This window comes from Helicobacter sp. 23-1048, assembly GCF_053654545.1.
In genome coordinates, this window is the sequence record NZ_JBSIUT010000002.1 from 1 (window position 1) to 24,941 (window position 24,941).

Sequence of the window (24,941 nt, forward strand, 5' to 3'; positions counted from 1 at the left end):
ATTTAAGTAGAGTTTTTAAGAATCTAGCCGATAAACTTCGCCATATCAAGGATTCTATTAGCGTAACCACATTCGTTGTCATACCACGCCATTACTTTTGCTAGTCCATTTGGTAGGGTGAAAGTCAAATCGCTCGCCACAATGCCACTATACGAATTATCGATAAAATCACTGCTCACACGGAATCTCTCATCGATTTGGAGGATTTTTTTCATTGTGCTTTTGCTTGCGTTTTTGAGTGCGTCATTTATGTCTTTAGCACTTGGATTTTTACGCAACTTCACGCTAAAATCCACCATTGAGACATCAGCCACAGGCACGCGCAAGCTATGCCCGTGTAATTTGTCTTTGAGGTTTGGGAGCACTTTATAGAGGGCTTTTGCTGCGCCTGTGCTTGTGGGGATAATGTTTAGTGCTGCGGTGCGCGCACGCCGTTTGTCGCTTTTATGCGCGTTATCGAGCAGGTTTTGGTCATAAGTGTAGCTGTGAATGGTGCTAAGCACGCCAGATTCTATCCCAAATTCAGAATCTAGCACTTTAGCAATGGGTGCGAGGCAGTTTGTCGTGCAAGAAGCATTAGAGATAATTGGTTCGTTGTTATAGCATTCATCATTCACACCCAGCACAAATGTGGGCGTATCATCAATAGCTGGCGCGGAGATAATGACTTTTTTCACGCCTTTTGCTAAATGTGTTTGCATTGAAGCACAATCTAAAAATTTCCCGCTTGATTCCACCACCACATCAGCACTGCTTAAGTCAAGCTCATTTCTAGGGATATTGCAAAAAAGTGGGATTGTTACATTTTGTATGTGAGGGGAGATTGCTTTAAACTCTAAGATTCCATAATGTTCATCTTTTGGCGTGAAAGTTACACTTTCAAATATGCGTTTATGCACAGAATCATTTTCTAGCAAATATGCGAGCATTTCTCCATTAGCAATATCGTGCAGTGCGACAAACTCGACATCACTGCGCTTAATGCCCTCGCGCACGATACTTCTACCAAGTCGTCCAAGCCCATTTAATGCAATTTTTCGCATTCTTTTATCCTTTTTAGAATCTAAAGGCGATAATTCTAGCACACGATTTGTGTTTTTGATTATTTTAGGCGTTATTTTGGAAATACATTTGCTTACATAACTAATGGAAAAGTAGGCGTTTTAGAATAGCAAAAGAGTATTATTAAGGATTAGTGATGAATTTTTCAAAAATTGGATTTGTGCTTGCCGCACTAGGCAGTAGCATTGGGTTAGGGCATATTTGGAGATTTCCATATATGGCTGGAGAGAATGGTGGTGGAGCGTTTGTAGTGCTTTATCTTATTTTGGCATTAAGCATTGGTGTGGCGATGCTTGTGGTAGAAATGCTCATCGGGCATACAGCGCGTAAAAATGCGATTGATTGCTATCCCGCACTTATGGCAAAAAATTCTCACACAAAAGAGAATCCGCGTTTTGGTTGGTTTGGATTTACCGTCATTGGCGGTCCTTTTATCCTCTCATTTTATGCCATTATTTTGGGTTGGATTTTTTATTATTTAGGACTTGGCTTTAGCGCGTATCCAAGTAGCACGCAAGAGGCAAAAGAAATGTTTGAAGACCTCGCTGTGTATTCGTTTTGGATTCAGAGTGTGTGCTTTAGCGCGATGCTTGCATTTACGGCTTTTGTCGTGGCAAAGGGGATAAAAGATGGCATAGAGCGGTGTAATGTCGTTTTTATGCCATTGCTTTTTGTCATTTTTATTGGATTGCTTGTATATGCTTGCACGATGAGTGGGTTTGCCCAAAGTGCGGAGTTTTTGTTTAGTTTTGATATTACTAAAATCACTCCGCGTGTGTTTATCGAGGCTATGGGGCAGGTATTTTTCTCCCTCTCGCTTGGTGTGGGGACAATGGTTACTTATGCGATTTATACCCAAGAGAAGCAAAATCTACTAAAATCATCTTTGTGGATTGTGTTTAGTGGTATTGTGATTTCACTGATTGCGGGGTTGATGATTTTTGCGTTTTTATATGAGTTTGACGAGAAACCCTCACAAGGCGCAGGACTTATTTTAAAGGCTTTGCCACTTGCCTTTGGTAAAATGAATGCAGAAATCGCTCAAGGTGTCGGGCAAGTGGTGGGTGCGTTGTTTTTTATCGCAGTGATTTTTGCTGGCATTACCTCGACTATCTCTATTTTAGAGCCTTGTGTGGCAGTGGTAAAAGAGAAGTTTAATATCTCACAAAACAAAAGCACTTGGCTTGTTAGTCTTTGTATATGGGCTTTTGGCGAGGTGATTATCTTAAGCTCACAACCAAGTTTGGCTGAGAGTTTTAGTATTTTTGGCAAAAGTCTTTTTGATACTGTGGCGTTTGTCTCTAGCGATTTTATTATGCCAATAGGGGGAATCTTAGCCATTGTATTTGTGGGGTATTGTTTGAAAAAAGAGTTTTTAGCCAAAGCAAGCGAGCATTTTTTCAACAAATGGCAGTTTAGTGTTTGGTTTTTTATCGTGCGGTTTGTCGCACCTATTGTGATTATAGCGATTTTGGTGTGGGAGATTGCCTCACAAATCCCTGCAAGCGATTAGCGTTGAATGAAGCATTTTCTTTGCCAAAAAGATTTTTTAGACAAGCATTATGAGGCATATAACATTAGGAATAATATCAATGAACAAAACCCAGACCCATTGCTTGTGGTGCGAAAATATGAGGGGCATAAACATTTTGCAGAAATTGCCCTTTTTTGTGCGTTGCTCTCCTATGGCAGCGCAAAAGAGATTGTGAAATTTTTGGGGCGAATTGATTTTGCACGCTTAGATTCTCTTACTTTTGTAGAATCTAGCGCGCCAACTTCTTTGTATTATCGCTTTCAAAGCGAGCAAGATATAAGAATGCTCTTTGCGCTATTTGCACGCTTGATTGCTGAGGGAGGGATTAAAAAGATTTTTATGCAGGGATTTCATCAAAGCCAATACACACCACACAGAATTTTAAATGCTATTTATCATAGTATTGATTCTTTGCGCGTGTATGCGCACGATATGGGTGAGATAAGCTATGGAGTGGATTTTGCGTTAGGGAGTGTGCCACAAGATTTGAGCGCAGATTCTATAACGCACGCATTTAATGCTAAGACAAAAAGTCCCTTAAAACGATGGAATATGTTTGCGCGATGGCTAGTGAGAAAGGACAACATTGATTTTGGCATTTGGAATGATGAGATTAGCCCGCGAGAGCTCATTATCCCGCTTGATACTCACACTTTTAGGCTTGGACGAGAGATTGGGTGCATTTCGCGCAAAAGTGCGGATTTGCACTCCGCGTTAGAACTCACTGCATACTTACAAACGCTTTGTAAAGATGACCCCATAAAGTATGATTTCGTGCTTTATCGGCTAGGACAGACACATAGAGCGACTATACAGGAATTATTGTGAATCTACGCTACCTTGATATATTACGCACCAAAAAAGAAGATCACAAGAAATCCCCCGCAAGCGATACGCGCGTAAAGAATCTCCTTGCCTTTTCTGGTGGGGTGGATTCTAGTGCGTTGTTTCACGCACTGCTTGAGCACCAAATCCCCTTTGATATAGCGATTGTAAATTATGCTGTGCGGGCACAATCTAGCGATGAGGTGGCGTATGCCAAAGAACTTGCAAAGACTTATGGCAAGCGAGTTTTTGTCCATAATGCAAAGCACATTTCCTCAAACTTCGAGCATAATGCCCGCACTATCCGCTATGAATTTTTTCACTCTCTTTGTAAAGAGCACCATTATAGCAACCTCATTGTAGCCCATCAGCTTAATGATAGGCTAGAGTGGCTTTTAATGCAGTTGTGTCGTGGGAGTGGGATTTGTGGATTGAGTGGATTTCGTGGTGTGCAAGAGAGTGAAGATTTTTACATTGTGCGTCCAATGTGCGAAATTTCTCGCGATGAAATTGTGGCGTATTTGCACGCACACAATATTAAGTTTTTTACCGATGAGAGCAATGAAGATATGCAATTTACACGCAACTACATTCGCTTGGAGTTTGCCAACAAGCTCCTTGCAAGGCATAAAAGTGGAATCTTGCAAACCTTAGAGATTCTTAACACTCAAGTGCGTGAGTTGTTTATCGCGCCTATGCGCATCACACCAATGCTCTTTGTCGCGCCATTACATAGCGTGAGGGAAATAAATCTCCAAAGCATTGATAGTGCGCTTAAATCTTTGGGTTATGTGATGAGTGTAAAACAACGCAAGGAATTAGTGCGCTTAGATTATCATATAGAGATTTGTAAGACAGGAGAATGCTTTATCGTGGGGAGTAGTAGAGAGTGGATATTTATCACAAAGCGTGCAAGCAAAAAAAAGATAAGTATGCCTAAACACATTAAAGAGCAATATCGCGTGAAAAAAATTCCCAAAAACATTCGCCCTGCATTATTTGAAGCAAAAATCTATGACAAGGCATTAGAGCAAATGCTCTTAAAAATACAGAATCTCGCTCGTTAATTAGTTGCTCTTAGCGTTTGGTAGGCTTTTTCTATTTTTTGTAAAAGTGGAGCATTTGTTTCAAGTATTGTTTTTGAGATATTTTTGTTATCGAGCACCGTGCCTTTTGTCTTTTTCAAAACTTCCGCATACGCAGATTCTAACTCTTCATCACTAAAGCCTTCTTGTAAGCCTAAAACCTCTAGGGCTTCTTGTTTGCTTAATTGCTCGCCACCAGTGTATAATGACTCAAATCCGTCATAAATTTTATTAAAGTCGTCATTGTCGATTTCAAAATACGCAGCAATGTCAATAATCATCTCTCTTTCAGCATCGCAAAATTCATTATCCGCATACGCCAGCACAAATAAAAACTCTACAACCTTTAATCGCTTTTTATACTCGCCCTTTGTTTTTTCGTTAAAGTCCATACAAAGCTGTTCTAAATCTCTCGGGTTTGCGTCATTGTAGATTTCCAATAAATTTTCTTTGCTTATTTTGCTAGAATCTTTTGCCATTTCATCAATCATATCTTCCACGAGCACGCATTGTGCTTCGCAAGCGTTTCCATCGGCACGGCAAAATACACCTAAAATCGCACTTAAGATTCCATATTCGCTTTCTTTGGCTTTATTATATGCACGATTTTTTTCATCATCGACAAAGCTCACTCTTGGCATTGGGCTAGGACTTGGTGCCTTTGTGAATTCTTGCGGGTGGAGCGGATTTTTAAGATAATCTTGTAGGGTAATATACAAAAAATACGCGACACCAGCACCAATGAGTAATAAAATAAATTCCATACACTTCCCCCTAAAAATATAAAGTATTTTAGCAAAACCAAATCCACTTTGTATGAAATTTCACGCAAAAAGTGGATTTTTCGCCAATACTTTAAAATTGCAAGTTATCTATTGAGCTTTTTTTCTAGCTCGGCGACAAACTGCCAAGTTTTCACCACAGAATCTGGATTCAGTGAAATCGAGCTAATACCCTCTTTCACAAGGAATTCCGTTACTTCTGGGTAATCACTTGGTGCTTGCCCGCAGATTCCACAATATTTATTGTGCTTTTTGCACGCTTCTATGGCTTTTTTAAACATCACAAACATTGCTGGATTGCGCTCATCAAAGATATGGCTTACTAGCTGTCCATCTCTATCTACGCCTAAAGTCATCTGTGTGAGGTCGTTTGAGCCAATGGAGAATCCATCAAAGAGTTGTAAAAATTCATCGGCTAAAATCACATTCACAGGCAATTCGCACATTACATAAACTTCTAATCCATTGCGCCCAGATTCTAATCCATTACGCCGCATAATCTCAAGCACCTTTTTGCCCTCTTCAGGAGTGCGTAAAAACGGAATCATTACTTTCATATTGCCCAATCCCATTTCATCGCGCACCATTGCTAATGCCTCACATTCCCATTCAAACGCATTGCGATATAAATCAGAGTAATATCTACTCGCCCCGCGGTATCCTAGCATTGGATTTTCTTCTTGCGGTTCGTAATAACTCCCTGCTATCATTCCTCGATATTCATTTGATTTAAAGTCGCTAGTGCGCACGATGACAGGATTTGGGTAAAAGGCTGAGCAAATCATACCAATGCCCTCAGCGATTTTTTTGACAAAGAAGTCTTTGGGGCTTTCATAGCCTGCCATAAGTTTTTCAATCGCTGTTTTTTCTTTGATTTCTTTGCCTTTGCCATTTTGAATATCAAGTAGCGCAAGGGGGTGTGCTTTAATTTGATTTAAAACAATAAGTTCCATTCGTGCCAAGCCAACTCCTGAATTTGGTAAATGAGCGAAACTAAAGGCTTTTTCTGGATTCCCAACATTCATATAAATTTTTGTCTTTGTTTTGCCAAGATTGTCTAACTCAACAACTTCGATTTCGTATTTATACTCCCCAGCATATACATAGCCCTCTTCACCCTCTGCGCAAGAGACTGTAACTTCCATTCCTGTATAAAGTCTATCAGTCGCTCCTGCTGCACCTACGATAGCAGGCACGCCAATTTCACGCGCTACAATCGCTGCGTGGCAAGTGCGCCCGCCACGATTAGTAATCACCGCAGCTGCTTTTTTCATCGCTGGCTCCCAATCAGGGTCAGTATTATCCGTTACGAGAATCTCCCCCTCTTTAAAGGTATTCATATGCTCTAAGTCATTGATAATACGCACTTTTCCAAATCCAATCTTGCCACCAATGGCGCGTCCTGTCAAAAGAACTTCTTTATTTTCATTTGGATTGACAAATTTGAATTTCTCTAAGCGATTGCCACCTTGATTTTTAAGTTTTTGGCTTTGCACAGTCTCAGGTCGCGCTTGAACGATAAAAATCTCGCCACTATCGCCATCTTTTGCCCACTCCATATCCATAGGGCGATATTCACCCGCTTCTTTAGTATAGTGCTCCTCAATCTTTACCGCATAACGCGCAAGGGTTAAAATGTCCTCATCGGTTATGGAAAAAGTGCGAAGTTCCTTTTGTGTTGTTTTGATATTTTTTGTTGGGTGTTCGCTTCCTCGTGGAGCATAGACCATTTTTTGGTGTTTATGCCCTAGTTGTCGTTTGATAATAGGTCGTTTGCCATCTTTTAGTGTTGGTTTAAATACATAAAACTCATCAGGATTGACCGTCCCCCCTACGACATTTTCACCAAGTCCCCAAGATGAGGTAATAAACACAGCATCTTTAAAGCCCGTCTCTGTATCAATGCTAAACATCACCCCAGCGGAAGCCTTATCTGCACGCACCATTTTTTGCACGCCCACAGAAAGAGCGACTTTAAAATGGTCAAATCCTCTTGACGCACGATAGCTCACAGCCCTATCAGTAAATAATGAAGCAAAGCACGACTTAATGTAGTGGATAAGCTCTGCCTTGCCCTTAATGCTGAGATAAGTGTCTTGTTGCCCAGCGAAGCTCGCATCGGGCAAATCTTCTGCTGTGGCACTGCTTCGCACGGCGACATCTGCTTCACGCATATTATACTCATCGCTAAGTTTTTTATATGCAGTGAAAATCTCTTCGCGTAAGTCTTCAGGGAATGGCGTGCCAAAGATAAGCTCGCGGATTTTTTTCGAGCGCGTTTTAAGCACATCGATTTCGGTTACATCTACACCCTTAAGCAAGTCGATGATTTTTTGGCGGATTCCACCAGAATCCAACAGATACCAATACGCCTCACTTGTGATAGCAAAGCCATTTGGCACTTTTATTCCTTCGCTTGCTAATTCTTGAAACATCTCGCCAATACTAGCATTTTTACCACCTACGATAGGCACATCTTTGTTGTTTAGTTCCTTGAAAAACTTAATATACTTCACACTTTCTCCTTGTTGGTTTTTTATTTAATGAATCTTAAAATATTCTAATCAACCAATATTTAAGATTCTATAAATTGTATCATTTTTTGTAACATCGTTATTTTTTTTGAAACACCATTGTTTTATCCTTAATTCTTTATTAAGATTGCATAAGAATCTGCGCAATCCGCTCTGAACTGCCTTGCATCAAATACTCTCTTAGTTTTTTTGATTCTTTTGTATATGTTTCATAGTTAAAATTTTCATAACCTTTTAGGAGGTTTTGCACACTTAAATCATCTTGGATATACTCATTATGCAGTCTTGCTTCGCCTTTGCCAACGGGTTGTCCCAAAGCCGCTTGGTATAAAATGTTTGCCAATCCTACGACATTTAAATGCACAAATGCTCTAACGATATAAAATTCAACCTTGCGCATTGTGTAAGCAAGGCAAAATGGCGCACCCAATAGCGCAGCTTGTAGTGTTGCTGTGCCAGAGCAGATGAAAGCAAACTTACACGATTGCAAATGAAACACCGCATCAAAGCTTACGCTAAAATTTTCAATTTCTTGTCCATAAATTTTATACAGTTCTTGTTTGCTCAGTTTGGCAAAATGAATTGGGAGCACCAGCACTTTTGGGCTATCATTGAGTTTTTGTGAGAGTTCTATAAAGAGCGGGAAAATACGCTTTATTTCGCTTTTGCGACTGCCGGGCATAAATACGATATTCTCGCCACGCGCTTTTATGGACTTTAATGGAAGGGAATCAAGCAATGGATGCCCGACAAATTCTGCACGATTTTCTTTGAGTGCATTAGGATAGAGTGAGAGCTCAAATGGGAGAGTAGCGCAGATTCTATCACAAAACTTCTCAATAGTCTTTGCCCTCCAAGGTTTCCAAGCCCACACTTGAGGGAGAATGTAATACATTATTTCAGGTTTTTTGTTATTTTTGCGAAGTTTTTTTAGTCCTTTTGCTAGTGGGATATGAAAGCTCGAGCTATCAATAAGCAGTGCTTTATCACAGGTATTGGCGAGTTGCACCATTTCATCATTCACGCGCTTGTAGAAAAAGATTCGCTTAAGCACATCAACAAAGCCCATAGTTGCAAATGCGCTTAATTCGTAGCTTGATTTTACATCTATGTATTGGAGATTCTCAAACACACTGCAATCAAAAATCCCGAGCAACTCGACTTTTTCTTTATTTGTGCGTGCTAACTCGTTTAAATGCTTGCCAAGTTCGCGCAAGTGGATATTGGCACTTGGTTCTAAAGCACTGATAAAAATACGCATTAGTCTTCCTTTGTATTAGTAGAATTTTCTAATACGCAAGAATCCACGCTAGATTCTGTGTTTTTGTTGCTTTGCGAGAGATTGTTTAAAATCTCAAGGTCATCGAGCGATTGGAGGATTTGCTGTGCTTTTTTATCTTGTCTATTTTGCTTGTGTTGGTAATTTTGCTTGTCGCGCTGCTCTAATTCGAGCTCTTGAGCTAAATCGCGCACTTCAATTTGCAATCGTTTGTTTTGGAGTTCTAGTTTTAGAAGTTTATCTACACGATATTTTGGGTCTGGAGTCTTGTCTGGGAGGCTTTGTTGCTTTTCATCGATGATGGATTCTAAGTGTGCTTTTTGTTTTTTGAGGACGCTGATTTGCTCGCGTAGTTGTTTTAGCTCCTCTTTTGTTTGTTTGATTTCGTCTTGATAATTTGCTATTTCAATTCTAAACTCCGTGCGTTGCTTTTCAAAAATATTCATCACTTCCCATAGGCTCATTGTTTCAATGTCTTGGTGTAAGAATTGGTTAAAGATTTGAGAATCTATGTCTTTTTTCACGCGTTTTCCTTTGTTTCTAACTCTAAACTAAGTAAGAGCAAATCCTTTCCCTGTATGATTTCTACGGCATTGCTTCCGCATTTTTGACACTTTGAGTAGGGCATTTGTCTTGGTGTGCTTTCTTGCTTGCAATCCTTGCAAAGAATCACAATATCTTGCTTTTTAATCTCTAAAGTGGCGTTTTGACACAAAGCGTAATCATTTCTAAACACCTCAAAAGTATTTGCCAAAAGCTCGCTATCCACTCCGCTATGCTTCCCTACACTAATGACAATCCTCGCTATATTGTGGGCTTTATTTGTCCTTGCTACTTCGCAAGATTGCTCCAAAAGCGCACTTACAATAGAATACTCGTGCATTGCTATCCTTTAGCCAAGATTGCATATCCTTGCATTATACAAAATCTTAAAAAATTTTTAGTCTTATCAAGCCTTTTTTAAGCTACAATTTGATTTTATTACAACACTTTTGCTTTCAAGGAGTGAGAAAGACAATGCAACGCGTAAAAACCAAACAAATTTTCGTGGGTAATGTCGCCATTGGCGGTGATGCGCCCATATCAATCCAAAGTATGACTTTTAGTAAGACTTGCGATATTGAGGCGACAAAAGCTCAAATCGATAGACTTGCTCTTGCGGGTGCTAATATCGTGCGTGTGGCGGTAAGCAGTGAAGAGGACGCCAAAGCACTTAAGACACTGAAAGCAGTTTCGCCTCTGCCAATCGTTGCGGATATTCATTTTCGATATAGATTTGCCCTTATTGCTGCAGAATCTGTGGATTGCATTCGCATAAATCCGGGCAATATTGGCAGTAAGGAGAAGATAAAGGCAGTCGCTGATGCGTGCAATGCGCGCAAGATTCCCATTCGTATCGGGGTAAATGGTGGGAGTTTGGAGAAGCAATTTGAGCGCAAATATGGCGCGACACCGCAAGGAATGATAGAATCTGCACGGTATAACATTGGGCTTTTGGAGGATTTTGGGTTTCACAACATTAAAATATCTCTTAAAAATAGTGATGTGGTAAGCACAATGCAGGCATATCGTGGATTGCGCCCTTTGGTTGAGTATCCATTTCATTTGGGCGTTACAGAAGCGGGCACACTTGCACACTCAAGCGTGAAGTCTGCTATGGCGTTAGGCGGGCTTTTAATGGAGGGCATTGGCGATACAATGCGTTGCTCTATCACAGGTGAGTTAGAAGAAGAAGTCAATTTAGCGCGTATGATTCTTAAATACAGCGGACGGCAAAAAGAGGGCATTACACTTGTATCTTGCCCTACTTGTGGGAGGATAGAAGTGGATTTGGTGAGCGCAGTAAGAGAGGTAGAAAAGAAAATCGCCCATATTAAAACACCTCTACAAATTAGCGTTATGGGCTGTGTTGTGAATGCGCTTGGTGAAGCCAAACACGCAGATATTGCCATTGCTTTTGGCAAGAAAGAGGGGCTTATTATCAAAGAGGGCGAGCTTGTCGGCAAGTATAAAGAAAATGAAATTTTAGAAATCTTTATGCAAGAAGTATTTAATCTTGCTGAGCAAAGAGCCAAACAAGATTCTTAAAAGATATTTCTAAGTTTGGCAGGAGGTGTGGTTTGGAATCTCTCAATCATAGTGCAAGTGTAATGCTGGGAGATATTGCGCTTGGCAAGGCATTTTTTTTGCGATTACACAATGCTTTTTTGCTTGCAAATAAGGGAGATATAATTGAGGTGTTAAGCGACTTTGATAATTTGGAATCTGAACTTAGCTCTTGGGCGCAATTTAGTGGCGAGAAGTTTCTTTTTAAAAAGCCATTAAAAAACACTTACAGCTATTATTTACAAAAAACTTCTCACAATAAATTTCTTACACCCATTACAAGCGTAGAAGACATTGCGCCATTAGAGATTGGGCTAGCTCCTAGAGGCGTGGCTTGTGAGATTGGTGTGCCTCATTATCATTTTGAGCTAGGCGCGAAGGAAAATGTATGGACGCAAAATGTAACAAAACTCTATGAAGATGCTAAAAACGCACAATGGAATGCTACAAATGACATCGCGTGGAGTGAAATCGCGCATTTTCCCCCAGCGTATGAGCGCGCACTCGCTCAAATTATGACTTATTTGATTGAAAATGAATTTTCCGCGTTATATATTCCAAGTTATTTCTTAAATCGCATTTCGCCGTTTTTTACTGAAGTCCCGCTCTTTCTTTCTAGTGTCATAGGCGATGAGGCGCGCCATATTGAGGTATTTTTCAAACGCGCTAAAGCCACAGGACTTGGTTTGCAACATTCCACCATAACAACACAACAAAGCCTTTACACGCTTTTTAGGGAAAAAGATTATGTCAAATCAAGCTTTTTGCTCCATATAATGGGCGAGGGGACATTTATTGATTTGCTCGCTTTTTTAGAAAAATATGCTAAAGATGCGCCAACAAAGAGAATTTTTAACCTCGTTCGCATTGATGAATCTCGTCATGTAGCCTATGGTATGGCGCATATAAAAACCGCTCTAAAGGCAAATCCACAAAAAATTACTTTGTTAAAAAATGCAGTGTTTTCACGCAAAGATTATCTTGATGAGCTCAGCACAGAATCCACCCTCCTTATAGAATCTTTAGCCATTTATGCGGGTGGCGATGATAGCGCAAAGGCGTATAAAATGGGACTTGAGCTCGTAGATGAGCTTAAGAAAAAAATGCAGACAAATCGCACGCAACGACTTGTCGCCTGTGGCATTGATGAAGAACTCGCCAATGAAATGAGTAGGGCACATACGCCAAATTTTATGTAGGGGTGATGAAGCAATGAGTAGCGATTCTAAAACACTTGATTGCGTGGAGCTTACGCGCACACTTATTACTTATCCAAGTGTTACGCCAAATGAATGCGGGATTTATAAAGTAATTATGCACGCCTTTTCTCATCTGCCATTTGAATGTATCACGCAGGAAAGAAATGGCACAAAAAATTTATTTTTGCATACCAAAGATTCTCAAACTAACGATTCTAGTCCTGTGGGCAAGCCTCATATTTGCTTTGCTGGACACATTGATGTCGTGCCTGCTGGGGAAGGCTGGAGTGAGAATCCTTTTGGCGGTGAAGTGAAAAATGGGCGTATTTTTGGACGCGGAAGCCAAGATATGAAAAGTGGCGTAAGTGCATTTGTGTGCGCACTCAAAGCCTTTGTAGAAGAGAATCCAAAAATTATAGAATCTTGTAAGATTTCTATCTTGCTTACAAGTGATGAGGAGGGCGATGGAGAGTTTGGCACTCGCTATATGCTAAAGCATTTGGAGAATCTTAATCTTTTGCCCACAATGGCAATCGTAGCTGAACCAACTTGCGAGAAAGTTTGTGGCGATACCATAAAGATTGGACGGCGTGGAAGCGTAAATGGGAAAATCACCATTTTTGGCAAACAAGGACACGCGGCATATCCGCAACATTGCATTAACCCCACAGAGCTTCTTGGTGTGCGTTTGGGAGATTTGGCAGGGGTGGATTTGGATAATGGCGATGAGAGTTTTGAGCCTTCAAAACTTGTGATAACGGACATTCGTGGCGGTATGGAAGTAGTGAATGTAACGCCTGATAAACTCACTATAATGTTTAATGTGCGTAATTCTCCAGCCACAAAAGTCGAGCACATAGAATCTTATATTAAAAAAGTGCTAGATGGGCTTGATTTTGAGCTTTCAATCAAGCAAACCTCTCAAGGATTTATTACACAACGCGATAATGCGTTAGTAGCCTTAATGCAAGAGAGTATTCAAGCTGTGTGTGGCATAACGCCAGCGTTAAGCACGAGTGGTGGGACGAGCGATGCGAGATTCTTTGGCGCACGCGGGATACCTGTGGTAGAAATTGGCGTTACTAATGATAGAATCCACGCTATTGATGAATGTGTACCAATAGAGCAAATTAGGCAGTTACAAAGCATCTTTGCACGATTCCTAATCAATCTTAAGCACCGCTAGGAACGCCTCTTGAGGCAAATCCACCTTGCCGATTGCTTTCATTCGCTTTTTGCCCTCTTTTTGCTTCTCTAGCAGTTTGCGCTTGCGGGTTATATCGCCTCCGTAGCACTTTGCCGTTACATTTTTACCCATAGATTTTACCGTCTCGCGTGCGATGATTTTGCTCCCAATGCTCGCTTGAATCGCCACTTCAAAGAGTTGTCGCGGGATTAGCCCTTTCATCGCTTCGACTAGTGCGCGCCCTTTTTCTTGTGCCTTGCTCCTATCGACAATGATTGAGAGCGCATCGACTATTTCGTTTGCCACGCGTATATCAAGCCGCACCAAATCCCCTTCTCTAGATTCTATGGGCTCATAATCAAAGCTCGCATAGCCCTTCGTGCAAGATTTTAGCTTGTCATAAAAATCCATTACGATTTCATTGCTCGGCAGGGCGTATTGCAGTAGGACGCGATTTTGCGTGATATAGTCCATTTTTTCTTGCACGCCACGGCGGTTTGAGAGAAGCGTTATGATATTGCCGACAAACTCGCTGGGGGTTATGATATTTGCCCGCACAAAAGGCTCTTTGATAAATGCGATTTTTTGCACTTCGGGCAGTTCGCTAGGATTTTGCACGCTTAGTACACTCCCGTCCGTGCAATGCACCTCATACACCACTGTGGGTGCAGTGGCGATGAGACTTAGCCCAAACTCTCGCTCCAATCGCTCCTTTACCACCTCCATATGCAGCAGTCCTAAAAACCCCACTCGGAATCCAAATCCCAACGCTACCGAAGTTTCAGGCTCATAGCTAAGCGCGGAATCATTGAGGGCGAGTTTATTAAGTGCGTCTCGTAGCTCCTCAAATTTATCCGTTTCAATCGGGTAAAGCCCCGCAAACACAAATGGTTTCGCAGGCATAAATCCCTCAACAGCCTTAGCTGTGGGATTACTAGAATCTGTAATCGTATCGCCCACGCGCAAGTCATTAAGCGATTTTAGTCCAAGACACACGATACCGATTTCGCCACAAGAGATTTGTTTGGTAGCGATTTTTTGCACGGGGTGGGGATAATAAAGGCTAAGCACCTCGTATTTTTTGCCCGTGCTCATTATGAGAACTTCGCTTCCTTGCGTGAGATTCCCATCTTTTAGTCGCACAAGTGCTAGCGCGCCTAAATAATTATCAAACCACGAATCATAAATTAACGCCTTTGTGGGTGCATTTGGATTCCCGCTTGGGGCGGGGATTTTCTCTATTATTGCTTCGATTAGATTTTGGATTCCCACTCCGCTTTTGGCACTCACTTGCAGGGCGTTGGTGCAATCTAGCCCTATGCTCTCTTCAATCTCTATGCTGACTTTGAGCGCGTCAGCAGCGGGCAAGTCGATTTTGTTGATTACAGGGAGAATCTCCAAATTATTATCCAGCGCGACATAGACATTTGCGATAGTCTGCGCCTCTACGCCCTGTGTAGCATCAACGACAAGCAACGCCCCCTCACACGAGCTAAGCGAGCGTGAAACTTCATAGCTAAAATCCACATGTCCGGGGGTATCGATGAGATTGAGTGTGTAAGTCTTGCCCTTGTAGGCGTAGTTTAGTCGCACGCTTTGGGCTTTTATGGTGATACCGCGCTCTTGCTCTATATCCATAGTATCCATCATTTGGGCGTGCATTTCGCGCTCACTCACCGCGCCACATACTTGGAGGATTCTATCTGCGAGCGTGGATTTGCCGTGGTCGATATGGGCGATGATAGAGAAATTACGGATAAGATTTTGCATTTTGTGCCTTTTAGTTTTGTGTTAAATTATTATGAAATCTAAGCAAAATTGTAGCAAAGCAAACCTAAGAAAAGCAAATTTTAAAATACACATTTTGCTTTGCGTTTATCTCTTGGTTTTTGTATTATAACAATTTTGTTATATAATGCCACGCGTGTGAAATAAGTTAGCCAAACTATTTCTATAAGGAGAAAAAATGAAAACACAAATAGATAAAAAAGTAGTGGCGGAGTTTTTTAGATTCTGTGAAGAAAACGCAGTAGAGTTTATCGACTTTCGATTTACAGACATCAAAGGCGTGTGGCATCATCTTGGATTTTCCGCAAATGCCGTGAGCGAGGATAGTTTCGAGGGTATCCCCTTTGATGCGAGTTCGATTGAGGGGTGGCAGCCTATCAACAAATCCGATATGATTCTTATCCCAGACCCCGTGCGATATTTCATCGACCCATTTACCGCAGATACCACCGTGGTGGTGTTTTGTGATATTTGGGATATTTACAAAAACGAGCCTTATGAGAAATGCCCCCGCTCTATCGCTAAACGCGCAAGCGAATACCTAAAATCTAGCGGTATCGGCGATGTGGCGTATTTTGGACCTGAAAATGAATTTTTTGTCTTTGATTCTATCAAAATCAAAAGCGCGGTGAATTGCCAATACTACGAAATCGACACAGAAGAGGGCGATTGGAATCGCGACAAAGAGTTTGATGGCGTAAATATCGGACACCGCCCGGGCATAAAAGGAGGCTATTTCCCCGTGCCTCCTGTGGATAGTATGATGGATTTGCGCGCTGAAATGGTAAAAGTGCTAAACCAAGTGGGATTAGAAACCTTTGTCCTCCACCACGAAGTCGCACAAGGGCAGGGCGAAATCGGCGTGAAGTTTGGCACGCTAGTAGAAGCTGCGGATAATGTGCAAAAATTTAAATATGTCGTAAAAATGGTAGCACACCTAAATGGCAAGACTGCGACATTTATGCCAAAGCCCCTGTATAACGACAATGGAAGCGGAATGCACACGCATATAAGCATTTGGAAAGGTGGTAAAAATCTTTTCGCGGGCAACGCATATCAGGGGCTTAGCGATATAGCATTGCATTTTTTAGGTGGAGTGCTAAAGCACGCCCGCCCGCTAGCAGCCTTTACCAACGCTAGCACAAACTCTTATAAACGGCTAATTCCCGGATTTGAAGCCCCTAGCATTCTCACTTATTCTGCGCAAAATCGCTCTGCTAGCATACGGATTCCATACAATAGTGGCGAAAAAGCAAAGCGAATGGAGTTTCGATTCCCCGATAGCTCGAGCAATCCTTACCTAGCATTTAGCGCATTGCTTATGGCAGGGCTAGATGGAATCGAGCACAAAATCGACCCTGGCAAGCCTATGGAAGTCAATCTCTTTACCCTCACGCTTGATGAAATCCGCGAAAAAGGTATCAAACAGCTTCCGCACACGCTCCGCCACGCTATCGAGGAAATGCTCCAAGACAAAGACTACCTAAAGCAGGGCAAAGTCTTTAGCGAGGAATTTATCCAAACTTACAAGCAATATAAATTTGAAAGCGAAGTGTGGCCGTGGGAGGGGCGACCACACCCATTTGAGTTTATCACGACTTATAGTTGCTAGGTTGTGGGGCTTAAAGTGGTGATTTGATGGATTTTCCATAGTTCGTTGCATAAGCCCTACGCAATGGAGGGGGAATGTTTGCCCTCATTGCGAGCGGATTTGTCAAAATCCGCGTGGCAATCCAAAACCCTGTCATACTGAGCTTTTGTCAAAAAGCGAAGTATCTCAAACAAATCTAGAATCTAGAGATATTTCGATTTTTTCAAGCCTCAATATGACAATAAGAGAGATATTTCGTTTGCTACGCAAACTCAATATGACAAAAAATAAATTGCCACGCGCAATAAATTGCGCTCGCAATGACAAAGCCAAATACAGAATTTAAAACAAAAATAAACAAAAAATACAAAACTCTAAGGGGACAAAATGAATACAAACCATTCTCAAAATAAAGCCCTCTCTCTCTCTCTAATAACAACCAAAATCTAACCCCAACTTTAGACACCAATCCCACAACTTCTAGCCAAAATCCCCAAACACAAAACTACCATACACAAAATCCCCACACTAATGATAATCACAAATCCATAGCCCCAAGCCAAAAGCCCACAAATTCCAAATTCACAAACAACACCGACCCAAACACCCTTTTAAACAAATTCAAAGATATTATCAACAACGATAGCATAAAAATCACGCACTTGTGCTTTCTCATAGGCTTTTTCCGCGCGAGTGGATTTACACATTTATGGGATTTGATTGCGCCTAAAATCGCGCGATTTCAATCTATCCGCATTCTCGTTGGATTAAACGCAGATTTACAAACTGCCAAACTAAACCATTTAGCAGAGGATTTAGCGCGAAATCCGCATAAACAACACGAGATTTTCGCCACATTTAAGGACAATTTTTACCACGCACAAGCAGAGCATTTCGCTACTGCGCCATATTGCGCTTCAAGCGAGACTTCATTTGAGCTACTCATCACCGCGCTAAAAGAGTCCAAACTCCAAATCCGTATCATCAAAGATAAGCCAACCCACGCAAAATTCTACATTTTCTCCACCGAGCCTACCACATCGCACACAGGGCAGACAAACTACAACGGCTCACTTATCGTAGGTAGCTCAAATCTAAGCCAAAACGGCTTGTATAAAAACTACGAGTTTAATCTCGAATCTAGAGATAGCGATGATATAGGCTACGCGCTTTTTGAGTTTGAGGAGCTTTGGGGCAAATCTATCGCGCTTACAAGCGAGGATGCCGTAAGGCTAGAATCCACCATAAAAGAGCGCACCTATCTCAAAGAATGCACCCCAAAAGAGATTTATTACAAACTTTTAATTCAATACTTTGGACTAAACAAAATCAAAGTAGATTCTAGCCTTAAATCCTTTTTCCCGCGCAAGTTTAAAAAGCCCGATTATCAGCTTACCGCCGTAAGCGAGGGGCTAGATAAACTGCAAAAATACAATGGCTTTTTCCTAAGCGATGTCGTAGGGCTTGGCAAAACTCTCATTGCCTCTATCATTGCCAAAAAGTTTGAAAGCGAAGATGAACATTTTAAAACCCTTGTCGTTTGCCCTGCAGCCTTAAAGGCAAATTGGGAGGAGCATTTAGAGCTAGTGCGGCTAAATCACCGCAAAGTGCTAAGCTATGATATGCTCCAAAAGCAAGTCAAAAATCCTAGCGAATATAGCCTAGTCATCATCGATGAGTCTCACAACCTAGCCCACACAAGCACAGGGCGGTATGAAGCCCTGCAAAATATCACAAAGACGCCGACCCCTAAAAATGCGCGTAAAAAAGTGATTTTGCTCTCTGCCACCCCGCAGAAAAACTCCCCACAAGATATAGAATCCCAACTTTGCCTTTTCCAAGACAAACTTGCTTGCAATATCGAGGACATAGACAATTTAGAAGCATTTTTCGCCCCGCTAAAAAGCGATTTTAAAAAAATCAAAAAAGAGCTAGAATCCGCGTTTAGCAAAGATGACTTCGACACAATCAACGCCCAAAAAGCAAAGCTCCAAGCCATTTCACAGCACATTAAAGACAAATTATTGCGCTTTGTTATGGTTCGGCGCACGAGGGCGGATATTACGAGTATTGAGAGTTTTGCGCGAAATCTAGCGGAGCAAGATATTGTGTTTCCCCAGATTTTGCCACCAAGCGAATTGCTCTATGATTTGGGAGAAAAAGCCCACGCCCTAGCTCTAAACACCCTGTATTTGCTAAATGAGCAGCAAAACTCCATAGGCAAGTTTGGCTATTTTCGCTACCTCATTTATCCAAATCTAAATGAAAACGGAAAAGCAAAATTTGAAAAAGAATATGGCAAAAGCAACTTCACCCAAAAAGCCCAAAGCCTAGCAGGACTTATCAAAATCATTTCATTCAAACGCTTTGAATCAAGTATGGAAGCATTCAAAGCCACGCTAAACGCCCAAATCACTTCGCTCAAAGCATTTCTAAAAATGTTTAGCAACGGCACAATCGCAATCCCAAAATACCTAAGCAATCTCTACACATTCTACGATGATATTTTAAGCGATGAGGGGAGCGAGAAAATCGCGCAGTATTTAGACAAAGACAAAGCCTTTATATTGCAAAAAGAGGATTTTGCTCCAAGCTATGAAGCAAATTTACAATCTGATTTAGCCACACTCCAAACTTTGCTAGCCAAATGGCAAGAAATACATACCGACCCCAAATTAGACACGCTCAAAGCCAAGTTGCAAGACTTTTTCCAAACCCAAAAAAGCGAAAAAATCATCATTTTCACAGAGGCAAAGGCAAGTGCGGATTATCTAGCGACAAATCTAGCAAACCACAAAGTCCTAAAAATCGATTCTAGCAATAGAGAAGCAAACGCCCAAGCTATCCGCGAAAACTTTGATGCAAACTACGAATCTAAAAAAAATGATTTTCATATCTTAATCACCACCGACACACTCGCAGAGGGCGTAAATCTCCACCGCTCACATATCATCATAAACTACGACTCCCCGTGGAGTGCCACAAATCTAATGCAAAGAATCGGGCGTATAAACCGCGTAGGCACGCCACACGAGAAAATCCACATTTATAATTTTAAGCCTAGCAATTTAGGCGATGCGATTTTAGGATTTAACGCTAAGGCATATCAAAAGCTCCAAAGTTTTCATTTCACTTTTGGGGAAGATAGCGCGATTTATGATAGTAGCGAGGAGTTTGGCACACAAAAGCTTTTTAGCGATACGATTTACAAAGAGCAAGATGAAAAAAGCGATGATACGGAGTTTTTAAACGACATTAAAAAGCTCTATGTAAATAATCCCGATGAGTTTGCTCGCATACACGCGCTAAAGCCAAAATCGCGCACCTTTATCACGGATACTTTGCAATGCTTTTGCTATATGAAAAATCTAAGTGGCAATAACTATTTTTACGCCATTCACAGCGAAGATTCTAGAAAATCTAAGGTTTATCCAAGCGACTTTTTCACAATGGCGCGCTATCTCAAATCCCGCATAAACACCAAACCCACAAAGCCTACCAAATCCCAAACCACACAGCATTACAGCGATATAGAGCGCATTATAGAGTTTCACAAATCCCAATTTAGCGCACCACACAAAGACACGCTATTTGAAATCCCAAACACCACAAAAGACCCCAAAGTCCAAAAAGCCCGACTAAAAATCACCAACGCCCACTCTATGCTAAGCGAGGCACAAATAGAAACAATCGTGCGTGTGCTAGACAAAGGGATTTTGACAAATCTCTACAAAGACATTGACAAAGCAAAGAGCAAAGAGGATTTTGAGCGCATTTATCAACAATGCCAAGACAAAATCCCAAGAGAAAATCCCACGCCCTCCACAGAGGACAAAACCCCACAAATCCAACTCTCCATTTCAGCATTTCCACACAACCCCACAAATTCCCCCTCGTTAGCGGAATCTATACCCCACCCTAAATCCCTCCCGCAAGGGGAGGGACTTTCTTTAGTTTCCCCCTCCCTTGCGGAGGGGGATACAGGGGGTGGGTTGTCATTGCAAACGAGCAAAGCGAGTGTGGCAAACCAAGTAGCCCCGTCATTGCAAGACTTGCCAAGCGCAAGTCGTGGCAATCCACAAAAACAATCTTGTCATACTGAGCTTTCGCAAGAAAGCGAAGTATCTCACTCAACAAAAGAGATTTTTCGCTCCGCTCAAAATGACAATAGAGATATTTCAGGCTTAGCCCTCAATATGACAAAAACTAATCACACAAAGGACACCAAATGAACGACAAAATCACACATTTCACACAAAGCACATTTGAGATAGAATCATTCAAAGCGATTTTAGTAGAGATTTTCCCGCAAATCCACTTCATAGAGCCAAACAAGCGCACATTGTCCCACAGCATACTAAAATCCCAAACCGCCATTTGTGAGAACTTCAAACTTAGCAATAAAAATTTTGACATATATATCTTTGAGTGTGAGAGTATCCGCGCAAAAGTGGGCATCCACACCGAGCTAAAATCTATCCTAAAACACGCAGGATTAGACGCGATTTTAGCGATTTTCCACACGCCAGATTCTACCTCGTTAGCGCGTGGCGACTCTGAATCTTCCCTCTCCCTTGCAAAAGAACCCCACCCTAAATCCCTCCCGCAAGGGGAGGGATTTTCTTTGGTTTCCACCTCCCTTGCGCGTGGCGACTCCACACTTTCCCCCTCCCTTGCGGAGGGGGTTAGGGGGTGGGTAAATCCAAACAATCCGTCATTGCAAACGAGCAAAGCAAGTGTGGCAATCCAAAATAAAAACATAGATTGCCACGAGGATTCTACGAATCCTCTCGCAATGACAAAAAAAGCAAATTCTAAGATTTTTGATGAGATTGTGCCAGAGCGAAAAAGAGCGAATGAGGCGCACTTAAGCGTGCGCCGCAATGAAGCGAATTTGAGCTATGGTGCAATCTCGCAAAAAGCTGAATTTGCAAACGAATTTCGCCTATCTTTAATCACCAGCGGTTACGACTACGAAGCAAACAAACCCACTTACTCCAACCTAAAACGCCAAAGTTTTATTTTAGGGCATACCAAAACCGCCACCGCGCAAAAAGCCCTAGCAAACCTCATCGCCAAAGCCCAAAAATCCCCACTCACGCAAAAAGATTTAGAGGAAGCCTTTTCCCAAGAGCCTGTAAGCAAAGAGTTTTATAACAAAATCATTACACAATATTTAGAGATTTTAGAGCGTAGCCACTTCCCCACACACGCTAGCGAGTATGACAAGCGCAGTTTTGTTTTGCGACTACTTTGCAGAATCTTATTTTGCAAATTTTTGGAGAAAAAAGGCATTATAAATTGCGCGATTTGGGATACAAATTTAAGCAAAGATTATTACCACGAAGCATTAGAGCCACTCTTTTTTACCACGCTAAACACGCCAAAAGATTCACGCGATTATGACTTTTTGCCCGAGCAAATCATTAACCTTTTAAGCGTGATACCTTATCTAAATGGAGGCTTATTTAGCCCACAAGATAATGACTTTTTTAGCACACAAAATCCACACGCCCATCTCCACGACCTACATATCCCAAATCAATCTTTTAGCAATCTTTTTGCGTTGCTTGATATGTATAACTTCACGCTTGATGAGCAAAGCCCTAGTGAGCAAGAAGTAGCCCTCGACCCAGAGTTGCTAGGCACGGTGTTTGAGAGCCTTTTATCTCAACTTTTTACGGATAACAAAGTAGAAAAACTAGACAAAAACACCCTTCGCAAAGCCACAGGGAGCTACTACACGCCCCGCGAAATCGTGCGCTATATGGTGCGAAGTGCGATTTTAGCGCATTTGCAAACACGGCTTAAAGACAAAGTCGATTTACAATTTTTAGAAAACCTTGTGTTTGATTCGTCATTGCGAGATTTTGCGAAGCAAAATCGTGGCAATCCAAATACCCCAGAATCGTCATTGCAAGAAAATCCACAGGATTTTCGTGGCAATCCACAAAATAAAGCCATAGATTGCCACGAATCTGCCACTTTTGACAAAGTCGCAGATTCTTGCTATGACGCGCAAACGCGACTAATCCTAACAGCCCTAAATAATATCAAAATCCTAGACCCCGCCTGTGGTTCGGGTGCGTTTCCTATGGGGATTTTGAGTGAGATTATCCGTATCCAAAGCGATTTAGGCGACACACGCCCACCTTATACGCGCAAACTCGAAATCTTGCAAGAGTGCATTTATGGCGTGGATATTCAGCCGATGGCTACCGAAATCGCGCGACTTCGTTGCTTTTTATCCCTTATCATTGATGAGGATTTTAGCGATAATAAAGAGCCAAACCCCCTGCCAAATTTAGAATTTAAATTCATTAGCGCAAATTCGCTCATTCCCCTGCCAAAAGATAATGCCCTGCAATATGACGGCTATATAGCCGATATGCGTGAGCTAAAATCTTTACGCGAAGCATACTTTACCGCTCACGCGCAAAATCCAACCGAATCGTCATTGCGAGACTTGCCAAGCGTAAGTCGTGGCAATCCAAAATCTTGTCATACTGAGGGCGAAGCCCGAAGTATCTCAAACATACAAAACAGAGATATTTCGGTTTCTACGAAACCTCAATATGACAAAAAAATATATTCCCCCTCCCTTGCGGAGGGGGATACAGGGGGTGGGTTAAAAGCGCAAAATAATAGTCCCGCAAAATTTGCAAACGGCGATTCTACCCACCCCTTAAGCCCTCTCTCCGCAAGGGAGGGGGGACAAAAGGCAAATCCTAACGCAAAATCTCGCAATGACGCCCACAGCTCCAAATCCACTATCCAAAAAGCATATATGACTTTACGCACCAAAATCGCCACCACCATTCAAGCTGTCCAGCGACAAGATTTCGCGGACAATCCTATCCTAGACTACGACCCGTTTAGCAATACCAAACCAGCGCAGTTTTTTGACAGCGCGTATATGTTTGGCGTAGAATCTTTTGACATTGTGATAGGCAATCCACCCTACGGTGCGAAAATCGATGAACCCCAAAAGCAAAAATTTAAAAACGCCTATAAACACGCCAAGCAAGGCACTTTGGATACTTACAAACTTTTTATAGAAAAGGGCTTTGACTTACTCGCCCAAAATGGCAATCTTAGCTACATTGTCCCACTTAGCGTAACAAGTAGCAAGTCAAATACGCAACTCCACAAAATGCTTTTGGATAATTGCGAATGGATTGAGGTTAGCAACTACGGCAATGCACCAGCGCGGATTTTCCCAAACGCAGACCAGCGAGTAAGTATCATAAACTTTGCCAAGACGCTTACAAAAGCCAAAAATCTCTTTACCACAAAGGTAAATCTACGCCACAGCACTACTTCTATCGCAGAGATAATCGACAAATTGCACTTTATAGATTCGCTTGATTTTATCCAAAATGGCGCGTTTTGCAAGATAGGATTGCCTATCGAAAAATCTATAATGCAAAAGCTTTACGCCCAAACGCACACGCTAAAAGACGCAATGAATGGCGATGAGCAAATCTATTATAGGGACACAGGCGGTAGATATTATGATTTATACACAAGTTATTCTACGACAGAATCCACTACGCAAAAGAGTTTTGCGGTGAGCGATTCAAAAGCGTTAGTCGCGCTAATGTCAAGCACTCTTTTTTGGTGGTTTAGAAATGCTTATAGCGAGGGACGACATAGCTATGTGTATGAATTTGAGCGATTTCCTATCCCAACATTTAGCGATAAAGTCCTAAAACAATTATGCGATTTGGGCGAAAAATATGAAAGCGATATAGAGAAAAATGCAGATTTTAGCAATGGCGTAAAAACCTACAAACTCCGCAAATCCAAACACATAATCGATGAAATCGATAGGCTAATTTGCCCGCTGTATGATTTGAGCGATGAGGAAACAGACTTTATCATAAACTACGACATAGCCTTCCGCACGGATTAGAATCTAGATTCGCGATATATCCAAAAAACCGCCGATGAGATTGTAAATCTCGTGG

16 protein-coding genes are annotated in these 24,941 nt (G+C 41.7%); 9 read left to right on the forward strand and 7 right to left on the reverse strand.

All coding sequences use genetic code 11. The annotated features are described in order from the left end of the window. Window positions 1-23 precede the first annotated feature (23 nt). Complete coding sequence (gene gap, locus ACWIWK_RS06805) at window positions 24-1,043, reverse strand: type I glyceraldehyde-3-phosphate dehydrogenase (RefSeq protein ID WP_454152046.1); 1,020 nt, start codon at window positions 1,041-1,043, stop codon at window positions 24-26. Window positions 1,044-1,198: 155 nt separating this feature from the next. Between gap and ACWIWK_RS06810 the strand changes: the two genes are divergently transcribed. The 3 genes from ACWIWK_RS06810 to tilS are packed head-to-tail and all read left to right on the forward strand — an operon-like array spanning window position 1,199 to window position 4,488. Further along, window positions 1,199-2,575 carry a sodium-dependent transporter gene (locus tag ACWIWK_RS06810; protein WP_454152047.1) on the forward strand — a complete coding sequence of 459 codons (1,377 nt, stop codon included), beginning with the start codon at window positions 1,199-1,201 and terminating at the stop codon, window positions 2,573-2,575. Window positions 2,576-2,581: 6 nt separating this feature from the next. After that, entirely contained in the window at window positions 2,582-3,424 is an 843-nt protein-coding gene (locus ACWIWK_RS06815) for a TIGR02757 family protein (protein WP_454152048.1), read from the forward strand. Then, window positions 3,421-4,488 (forward strand): tRNA lysidine(34) synthetase TilS, encoded by a 1,068-nt coding sequence (gene tilS / locus ACWIWK_RS06820; RefSeq protein ID WP_454152049.1) that lies wholly within the window; start codon window positions 3,421-3,423, stop codon window positions 4,486-4,488. Before ACWIWK_RS06815 ends, tilS begins: the two co-directional genes overlap by 4 nt. Here the strand turns inward: tilS and ACWIWK_RS06825 are convergent. The 5 genes from ACWIWK_RS06825 to hypA all read right to left on the reverse strand — a co-directional run bounded on the left by ACWIWK_RS06825 (window position 4,485) and on the right by hypA (window position 9,984). After that, complete coding sequence (locus ACWIWK_RS06825; RefSeq protein ID WP_454152050.1) at window positions 4,485-5,270, reverse strand: TerB family tellurite resistance protein; 786 nt, start codon at window positions 5,268-5,270, stop codon at window positions 4,485-4,487. The genes tilS and ACWIWK_RS06825 overlap by 4 nt on opposite strands. Before the next feature lie 104 nt (window positions 5,271-5,374). Continuing rightward, window positions 5,375-7,804 carry a pyruvate, water dikinase gene (ppsA, locus tag ACWIWK_RS06830; protein WP_454152051.1) on the reverse strand — a complete coding sequence of 810 codons (2,430 nt, stop codon included), beginning with the start codon at window positions 7,802-7,804 and terminating at the stop codon, window positions 5,375-5,377. A 139-nt stretch (window positions 7,805-7,943) separates the two neighbouring features. After that, window positions 7,944-9,083, reverse strand: a complete 1,140-nt coding sequence (gene lpxB, locus ACWIWK_RS06835) for a lipid-A-disaccharide synthase (RefSeq protein WP_454152052.1) — start codon at window positions 9,081-9,083, stop codon at window positions 7,944-7,946. Further along, window positions 9,083-9,625 (reverse strand): hypothetical protein, encoded by a 543-nt coding sequence (locus ACWIWK_RS06840; protein WP_454152053.1) that lies wholly within the window; start codon window positions 9,623-9,625, stop codon window positions 9,083-9,085. Before ACWIWK_RS06840 ends, lpxB begins: the two co-directional genes overlap by 1 nt. Next, window positions 9,622-9,984 carry a hydrogenase/urease nickel incorporation protein HypA gene (gene hypA, locus ACWIWK_RS06845; RefSeq protein WP_454152054.1) on the reverse strand — a complete coding sequence of 121 codons (363 nt, stop codon included), beginning with the start codon at window positions 9,982-9,984 and terminating at the stop codon, window positions 9,622-9,624. Before hypA ends, ACWIWK_RS06840 begins: the two co-directional genes overlap by 4 nt. 134 nt (window positions 9,985-10,118) lie before the next feature. Between hypA and ispG the strand changes: the two genes are divergently transcribed. The 3 genes from ispG to dapE are packed head-to-tail and all read left to right on the forward strand — an operon-like array spanning window position 10,119 to window position 13,592. Further along, on the forward strand, window positions 10,119-11,189 hold the full coding sequence (ispG, locus tag ACWIWK_RS06850; protein ID WP_454152055.1) for a flavodoxin-dependent (E)-4-hydroxy-3-methylbut-2-enyl-diphosphate synthase: 1,071 nt from the start codon (window positions 10,119-10,121) through the stop codon (window positions 11,187-11,189). A gap of 32 nt (window positions 11,190-11,221) precedes the next feature. Beyond that, complete coding sequence (locus ACWIWK_RS06855) at window positions 11,222-12,406, forward strand: ferritin-like domain-containing protein (RefSeq protein WP_454152056.1); 1,185 nt, start codon at window positions 11,222-11,224, stop codon at window positions 12,404-12,406. Between the two features lie 13 nt (window positions 12,407-12,419). After that, window positions 12,420-13,592: a succinyl-diaminopimelate desuccinylase gene (dapE, locus tag ACWIWK_RS06860; protein ID WP_454152057.1), complete on the forward strand. Its 1,173-nt coding sequence runs from the start codon at window positions 12,420-12,422 to the stop codon at window positions 13,590-13,592. Here dapE and lepA read toward each other — a convergent pair. Continuing rightward, the gene (gene lepA, locus ACWIWK_RS06865) at window positions 13,569-15,362 is read right to left on the reverse strand and encodes a translation elongation factor 4 (RefSeq protein ID WP_454152058.1); all 1,794 of its coding nucleotides are present in this window, start codon (window positions 15,360-15,362) and stop codon (window positions 13,569-13,571) included. The genes dapE and lepA overlap by 24 nt on opposite strands. 196 nt (window positions 15,363-15,558) lie before the next feature. Between lepA and glnA the strand changes: the two genes are divergently transcribed. The 3 genes from glnA (at window position 15,559) to ACWIWK_RS06880 (ending at window position 24,886) form a co-directional block, all read left to right on the forward strand. Then, window positions 15,559-16,992, forward strand: a complete 1,434-nt coding sequence (gene glnA, locus ACWIWK_RS06870) for a type I glutamate--ammonia ligase (RefSeq protein ID WP_454152059.1) — start codon at window positions 15,559-15,561, stop codon at window positions 16,990-16,992. A 695-nt stretch (window positions 16,993-17,687) separates the two neighbouring features. Next, window positions 17,688-21,203, forward strand: a complete 3,516-nt coding sequence (locus ACWIWK_RS06875) for a helicase-related protein (protein WP_454152060.1) — start codon at window positions 17,688-17,690, stop codon at window positions 21,201-21,203. Continuing rightward, the gene (locus tag ACWIWK_RS06880; RefSeq protein ID WP_454152061.1) at window positions 21,200-24,886 is read left to right on the forward strand and encodes an Eco57I restriction-modification methylase domain-containing protein; all 3,687 of its coding nucleotides are present in this window, start codon (window positions 21,200-21,202) and stop codon (window positions 24,884-24,886) included. Before ACWIWK_RS06875 ends, ACWIWK_RS06880 begins: the two co-directional genes overlap by 4 nt. Window positions 24,887-24,941: the final 55 nt, after the last annotated feature.

Excerpts from the sequence above, each read along its gene's own strand:
- lepA (WP_454152058.1), bottom strand. The coding sequence starts at position 15,362 with ATGCAAAATCTTATCCGTAATTTCTCTATCATCGCCCATATCGACCAC.
- ACWIWK_RS06825 (WP_454152050.1), bottom strand. The coding sequence starts at position 5,270 with ATGGAATTTATTTTATTACTCATTGGTGCTGGTGTCGCGTATTTTTTG.
- ACWIWK_RS06815 (WP_454152048.1), top strand. The coding sequence starts at position 2,582 with ATGAAGCATTTTCTTTGCCAAAAAGATTTTTTAGACAAGCATTATGAG.
- glnA (WP_454152059.1), top strand. The coding sequence starts at position 15,559 with ATGAAAACACAAATAGATAAAAAAGTAGTGGCGGAGTTTTTTAGATTC.
- lpxB (WP_454152052.1), bottom strand. The coding sequence starts at position 9,083 with ATGCGTATTTTTATCAGTGCTTTAGAACCAAGTGCCAATATCCACTTG.
- ACWIWK_RS06880 (WP_454152061.1), top strand. The coding sequence starts at position 21,200 with ATGAACGACAAAATCACACATTTCACACAAAGCACATTTGAGATAGAA.
- ispG (WP_454152055.1), top strand. The coding sequence starts at position 10,119 with ATGCAACGCGTAAAAACCAAACAAATTTTCGTGGGTAATGTCGCCATT.
- gap (WP_454152046.1), bottom strand. The coding sequence starts at position 1,043 with ATGCGAAAAATTGCATTAAATGGGCTTGGACGACTTGGTAGAAGTATC.
- dapE (WP_454152057.1), top strand. The coding sequence starts at position 12,420 with ATGAGTAGCGATTCTAAAACACTTGATTGCGTGGAGCTTACGCGCACA.
- hypA (WP_454152054.1), bottom strand. The coding sequence starts at position 9,984 with ATGCACGAGTATTCTATTGTAAGTGCGCTTTTGGAGCAATCTTGCGAA.
- ACWIWK_RS06810 (WP_454152047.1), top strand. The coding sequence starts at position 1,199 with ATGAATTTTTCAAAAATTGGATTTGTGCTTGCCGCACTAGGCAGTAGC.